4 protein-coding genes are annotated in these 6,244 nt (G+C 70.4%); 3 read left to right on the top strand and 1 reads right to left on the bottom strand.

The genetic code is table 11. From position 1 onward, the window contains the following. Nucleotides 1-217: 217 nt before the first annotated feature. Entirely contained in the window at nucleotides 218-883 is a 666-nt protein-coding gene (locus tag CLV92_RS19505; protein ID WP_104435574.1) for a hypothetical protein, read from the bottom strand. A gap of 242 nt (nucleotides 884-1,125) precedes the next feature. Between CLV92_RS19505 and CLV92_RS19500 the strand changes: the two genes are divergently transcribed. The 3 genes from CLV92_RS19500 (at nucleotide 1,126) to CLV92_RS19490 (ending at nucleotide 6,060) form a co-directional block, all read left to right on the top strand. Next, complete coding sequence (locus tag CLV92_RS19500) at nucleotides 1,126-1,338, top strand: hypothetical protein (RefSeq protein ID WP_146099677.1); 213 nt, start codon at nucleotides 1,126-1,128, stop codon at nucleotides 1,336-1,338. A gap of 642 nt (nucleotides 1,339-1,980) precedes the next feature. After that, a complete protein-coding gene (locus CLV92_RS19495) occupies nucleotides 1,981-5,403 on the top strand; it encodes a choice-of-anchor L domain-containing protein (RefSeq protein WP_104435570.1) in 3,423 nt (1,140 codons plus the stop codon). A gap of 195 nt (nucleotides 5,404-5,598) precedes the next feature. Then, the gene (locus CLV92_RS19490) at nucleotides 5,599-6,060 is read left to right on the top strand and encodes a hypothetical protein (RefSeq protein ID WP_146099676.1); all 462 of its coding nucleotides are present in this window, start codon (nucleotides 5,599-5,601) and stop codon (nucleotides 6,058-6,060) included. The last annotated feature ends 184 nt before the right edge of the window (nucleotides 6,061-6,244 follow it).

Genomic DNA, 6,244 nt, shown 5'->3' with positions numbered 1-6,244 from the left:
GCGGCGACCTGCTCCAGCGTCACGTCCGGATCACGGTTGCGAGCGACCCGCACGACGTCATCGCGGAACTCGCGGGGGTAAGGCTTGGGCACAGCAACATCCTCCCAGGCTGCCTCTCGGGCAAGCCAGCGTCGGTGTCACCGGATCATGCAGCAGACCCAAATGCTCCGCGGCCTGGATGGCCTTGAGCCCGGTGAGTGCCGTCGGATTGGTGCCCTCAGGAAGGCAGGGCTGCTGCAGTCGGCCAGGCGCCGTCGGGGTGGGTGAGGCGGTAGCCGGCGTGGCGGCTGGGGGGCAGGGAGTGAAGCCAGCCGTGGCGACGTAGCCAGGCGATGTAGCGGGTGAGTGTGTACGGGCTGCGTCCGACGCGCTGGGCCAGGGCATCGCGGGTCAGGTCCGTGCGGCCGTGTTCATCGGCGGCCTCGAGCAGCGCGCCGGCCAGCTCGTCTACGGCGGTGGCGTAGCCGTAGGTGGTGAAGCTGACGGCGAGGTCGTGACGAACCCCGAGCAGCCATGCCAGGCGCCCCTCGGTCAAGGACACCTCCTCTTGCGCGGCTTCGCCTCGCGCAGTCTCGGCTGCGGCCAGCATCGGCTCCGCGTTCAGGCCCACCGCCTGGGCGTAGAGCGCAGCCCGGTGGTGCAGCCTCTGCCGGTGCTGGGGATCCTCCGCGAGGCGGGTGGCCTCACGTGCCTCGGCTGCAGTGGCGGGCGCCGCCAAGCTCGCCGCGGCCGCCCGGTAGACCGCCGCGTGGATGGCCTCCTGCAGCCCGGCAAGCTCGGTAGCCAGGGAAAGCAGGATGTCCAGGTCGATCTCGGGGTCGCCCTCGGCCTGCTGCAGGCCGGATCGCTCCTGCGCGCCGGGGTGCTCGAGGTGGGTAGGCACATCACCACCGTGTGCGCGGAGGCGACGCGGCAGAAGCGTTCACGGCACTCGGCAGGGCCGTTCGGTCGATCTGCCTCACCCGAGCGGGGTAGCGGCCAGTGGGCACCTGACCGATGCCCGGCTGCTCCTCGCTGCCCACCCTGTCGGGCGGGTCGGGCGGGTCGGGCGGGTCGGGCGGGTCGGGCAGGTCGGGCATCGCAGTGTCGGCGTCCGCAAACGGCTATGTCGGCATGGACCTTGCCGTGAGCGGCCTTCCTGGCTCGTTCCCTCACGCCGGCGCCTGCACCGGCAGCGGCCAGGTCGAGGACGTGGGCCAGATCATCGCCGTGGACCGACAGCGCACCGCCGCGGTCGTGGTCCAGGCCCGGCCCTGCCCTGCCCTGAGACGCGGTTGCGTGCTGCCGCCCGCTCCTGGCGCCTTCGCCCCGCGGGGCCATCCGCGCACCATCGAGTGACAGAGCGTGACAGCTGCGCTGCACTCGGCCTGGGGTAGCTGGTACGCCTGGGCGAGGCGCGAGCGGCGGATGGGTGAGCGGGCTCGCTCTTCGTGACTCGAGAACGGGGCAGCTGGCCATGCTCTTCACGAGCTCTCCGCCAGGTCGGGGAGGGAACGTCCGAGTTCCGGACCGGTTGCGGGGTGAGGATGCTGACGCAACGGGGCACGGCTGACGGAGACACTCACGAGCGCTGATGGAGGACACCGAAACCGTGGAGCCGGCTAGCTCGAGTCGCAGTCAGGATCGCCGCGCTTTGAGTTAGCAGCGATACAGCGAAGCGCTGATCGTCACCCTCTCCGGCATCACCGGCGAGCACCTAGGTCGGGTGCTCGGCACCTGGATCGAAGTTGGACCTAGCCGTCCCGCTCGATCCCGGTCTTCCTGCGGCACCCCCTGCTCGACCGCGACCTCGGTGCACGATCCGCCGAGTGGCGCCCCCGGTCGGGCTGGTCGCTTGCGCTCAGGCGAAGCGACCGACGCATTCCTACCCCTTCCACGCCCCCGGGCGGCAGGGCCGCACCCTCTATCTGCGGCGCCTGCGATGACACTGCGAGGTATCACGTGCGTAACCGCGTACTCGGGCTGCTCATTGCGGCCACCATGACCGGCACCACCTTCACGGTCAGTCCGGCCACGGCGGCTCCCTCCGCTCTCAACGCCACGACGGACGCGGCGGCCACCACGGCACGCCTGGCCGGCGCGGACCGGTACGCCACCGCCGCGGCCATCGCGGTGGCCGCGTTCCCGAAGGGCGCCGGTGTCGTCTACCTCGCGCGAGGTGATGTCCCAGCCGATGCCCTGGCGGCGGGATCGCTCAGCGACGGCCCCGTCCTGCTCGTTCCCTCGTGCGGGCCGGCCCCCATCACCACCCTCGCGGCAGTCAAGGCTCTGCGCCCCACTCAGGTAGTCGCCCTGGGCGGGCAGGGAGCGGTCTGCGACAACCTGCTCACGAGCGTGGCCGCCTCGGTCGGCGCCAGCACCCACCGACTGGCCGGCCAGGACCGCTACCAGACGTCGGTGCTGATCGCTCAGCGCGCCTTCCCCTCCGGCAGCCGCAGTGTCTACATCGCCTCCGGCGCCGACACAGCACCCGACGCCGTCGCCGGTGGCGCACTGACCGACGGCCCCATCCTCACCGTCCCCAGCGCCGGTCCGGTGCCCGCCACTGTGGCCGCCGAGATCGCCCGGCTGCGCCCGGAGAAGGTCATCGCACTCGGTGGCCCCGCCACCATCTCCGAGGCGCTGCTCACCGCCGCCGCCGCCGGCAAGCCCACCGCACGCCTGGCTGGCGCCGACCGCTACGCCTCCGCCGCGGCCATCGCGGCAGCAGCGATCGCGCAGCGCGCTACCACCCCCGCCAAGGCCTACATCGCCCGAGGTGATGTCTTCGCTGATGCCCTCGCGGCAGGCTCCCTCACCGACGGCCCCGTGCTGCTGGTGCCCTCCTGCGCCGGCCTGCCTGACTCGGTGCAGCAGTCGCTGCGCGCGATGAACGCCGGCTCCGTCATCGCCCTCGGCGGTGAGGGCGCCATCTGCACCGACACCCTCACCGCCGCCGCGCGAGCCGCGACGGCCCCGCAGGTCACGCCCCCCTCCGCAACACCGCCGGCCACGACGCCGCCCGTCGCTCCTCCGCCCGTCTCGACCCCGACGACGGGGACCGTGCGCGTGAAGGTCAACGCCCCGGACGGCGTTGCCGCCAACGTGGAGCTGCGCGGCGGCACCTACCGGGTGGCCGCCAAGAGCCCCGAGGGCACCAGCAGCGACGTCGCCCTGACGATGCCTGCGGGCACCTACCAGATCCAGCTCCCCAGCGTCACGGTCAACGGGACCCGCTACGTCGGCACGACGAGCCAGGCCAACGTCACCGTCGCGGCCAATCAGTCCAGCAATGTGGAGGCCACCTACGTCGCCGACGGCGGCGCCCGTGACCTGCACGCCACCGCCCTCACCGCAGACAGCGTCACCCTGACGTGGACGGCGCCGAAGGGCACCGCTTTCTCGCTGCGTCGCACCAGCGGCGACGACGCCGCAACCGACCGGTCCCAGGGCGTCGAGGTCGCCGTGGACGGCACGACGGCAACCGACACCGGCCTGTCGGCCGGTACCCAGTACACCTACTCCCTCTTCACCCTGAACCAGGGCGTCTGGACGGGTCCGCTGAGCGTCGTGGCCGGCACCGCCCCCACCGCCGGGTCCACCGACGCCGCCTACGTCGCCACGCCCACCACGGTCCTGACCGAAGGCGGCGACATCACCAGCGCCAAGACCACCGGTACGGGCGTGCAGGTTGTCCTCAGCTCCACAATGGCGACCCCGCCGCTGGGCTCAGCGATCATCCTGCCGATCTCCCAGGCCCTCCCCGGCGGCTTCCTCGGCACGGTCACCGCGATCTCCGCCGATGGCCGCACCCTGGATCTGACGGCAACCGGGCTCGGCGACGCCTTCGACTACTACGACCTCAACGTCGCCGAGTTCACCGTGGCGCCGGCGCCGGCCTCCCCCGCTTCCCTCCTCAAGCCCACCGACCTGCTCGCCGGTCTCGACCTGGCCGACACCGAGGTCGCCGCGGCCGATCTGGCTGTTTCCCCTGCGGCCAAGGGCCAGCCGAAGGGCCAGTGCGAGTTCGGTGGAGGCTCCAGCTCGGTGGAGTTCGCCCCGAGCGTGGGCATGGGTGGACACTTCAAGACCAAGATCGACAAGCACAACAACATCGGTCCGGACCTGCCGGTCGGTGCCTCGGTGGACATGTCGGTCTACGCCGACATGAAGGGCGCAGCCAAGGTCGAGGTCAGCGGCGCCTACGCCTGCGGCGTCAACCTTCCGCAGGTCTTCAAGCCGCTGACCGTCTCGCCCGTGCCGATCTCGATGCGTCTGGCACCTACCGCCGAGGTGAGCGCCGGCGGCGCCCTGTCGGTGTCCAACATCGGTGTCTCCGCCAAGGCCGGCTTCGCCGCCAAGGGCACGATGAGCGTGAAGGAGGGGGTGTCCTTCTCCGGCAGTCCCATCATGGAAGTCGCCGCACTGGAACCGGAGGTCAAGGCCAACGGCTCCCTGGCTTTGAAGGCCGGTGGCGAGCTCATCATCGGCCCCGGTGTTGGCACCTCCGATGCCGGCGTCATCGCCGGGGTCAGTGGAAAGCTCAACCCGATCGACGCGAGCTTCGAGCCCTACTTCGCTGCCACCGACTCCCGGTATAACGCCTGCATCGACGCCAAGGCCGAGTTCTCCCGCAGCCTCAGCCTCGTCGCCACGGCCTGGATCCCCGTCTGGGAGCACACCGAGGAGATCAGCTTCGAGGCGCTGAAGGGATCGACGCCCTACTTCGGCTCCCCCTGGGAGCTGCCGAAGGGCTGCAAGAGCAAGGGTGCCGAGGAGACCCCCGACCCCGGCACCCAGGACTCCCTCCTCGGTGACGGCGTCACCAAGGTCGACGACAAGTCCGTCGGCGGCGGTGACCAGTGGGGACACCTGGACGGCTTCGTCCCCGGCAAGAAGGCATGGGTGCTCAGCACCGGGCACATCTCCAACGCCCTGGGCTCCCCGGACAAGTTCGCCAGCACCGAGCTCAACAGGCCGGGTGACAGCGAACTGAGCGCACTGGCAGGCTTCCCGACGCACGATGCCGCCTCCTACGAAGTGACCCTCATCCCCGAAGGCGACAACCTGCACGTGCGCTACGTCTTCGCCAGCGAGGAGTACCCCGAGTTCGTGGGCAGCGCCTTCAACGACGTCATGTCCGTGCGCGTGGACGGCAAGCTCTGCTCCAACGTCCCCGGCACCGACGAGCCCGTTGCCGTCAACACGATCAACGCGATCTACAACAGCAAGTTCTACGTGGACAACGCCAACGGCGCCGCCGGCTACGCCACCAGCATGGACGGGCTGACCACTCCCCTCACCTGCTCCGTGCCGGTCACTCCCGGCAAGGCGGTGACCGTCAAGATCGCACTCGCCGACACCTCCGACGAGTCCTACGACAGCGCCGTGGCGCTGATCGACGGCGGCATCTGGACAGACTAAGTCCATGACCCGAGACATCGCCGCCGCGACGGCCCACACAGAGCACACCGGAAGGGCAGTCACGCGCCGATGAGTCGGGATCACACTGAGCGCACCTTCCGGGGCCTGAGCATCAGGCCCCGGGAGGTGCCCGGATTCAGCCAGGCCCGGGCGGCAGGACAGGTACCCCTCGTCCCGCATCAGCCCCCCGAGCTCATGCCGGGGACGAGCGCCCACCGCGCGTTCAACCTGTTCCTCGTTAAGATCATCACAGCGGTGGCGGGGGTGCTCGTCGCGGTCGAGCTCGTGCAGCTGCTCCCTCTTGGGGGCGTCCTCATCAGCATCGCCGTCCTGGCGATGGGGCTGTTCACCTTCGTCCTCGCCCTGCACTGGTGGAAGGGCGTTGGGGCTCGCAACTTCGAGGAGCTGCGCCGCGGCTACACCACCCTCGTGCTGCACTACGGGTCCTTCGCGCCCATCGCGCACCGGGGCTGGCACCAGACCCGCTGGCGGCTGCCCTGGGACTACTCCGGATGCTGGGTCCTCTCCCCTCAGGGACAGGTTCTGCAGCCGCCTCACGAGGGCGTCGACGCTCCGGGCTTCTACCCATCCCCTCACAAAGCCGGCGCCTTCGAGCTGTGGACAGGCACAGCCTGGAGCGGGCACTACCGCACCTGATCGACACGTCGCTTCCGAGGGCGTCTTCCACCTCACCGTGGAAGGCGCCCTCGGCGCATTGAGAGCAGGTCACCTCGAGAGCCCCCGAGACTGGCGCTTGCCCGTGCGGAGGCGGCGAGAACCTGCTCAATGGCCCCGTTCTCTGCTCTGCCCTCTGCTCTGCCGCGACCACGACGCTGCCGCA

Origin of the sequence: Kineococcus xinjiangensis (assembly GCF_002934625.1) — a bacterium.
GTDB classification, from domain to species: Bacteria; Actinomycetota; Actinomycetes; order Actinomycetales; family Kineococcaceae; genus Kineococcus_A; species Kineococcus_A xinjiangensis.
The sequence above is the reverse complement of the archived record's forward strand: the minus strand, read 5'-3'. Positions and strand labels throughout refer to the sequence as shown.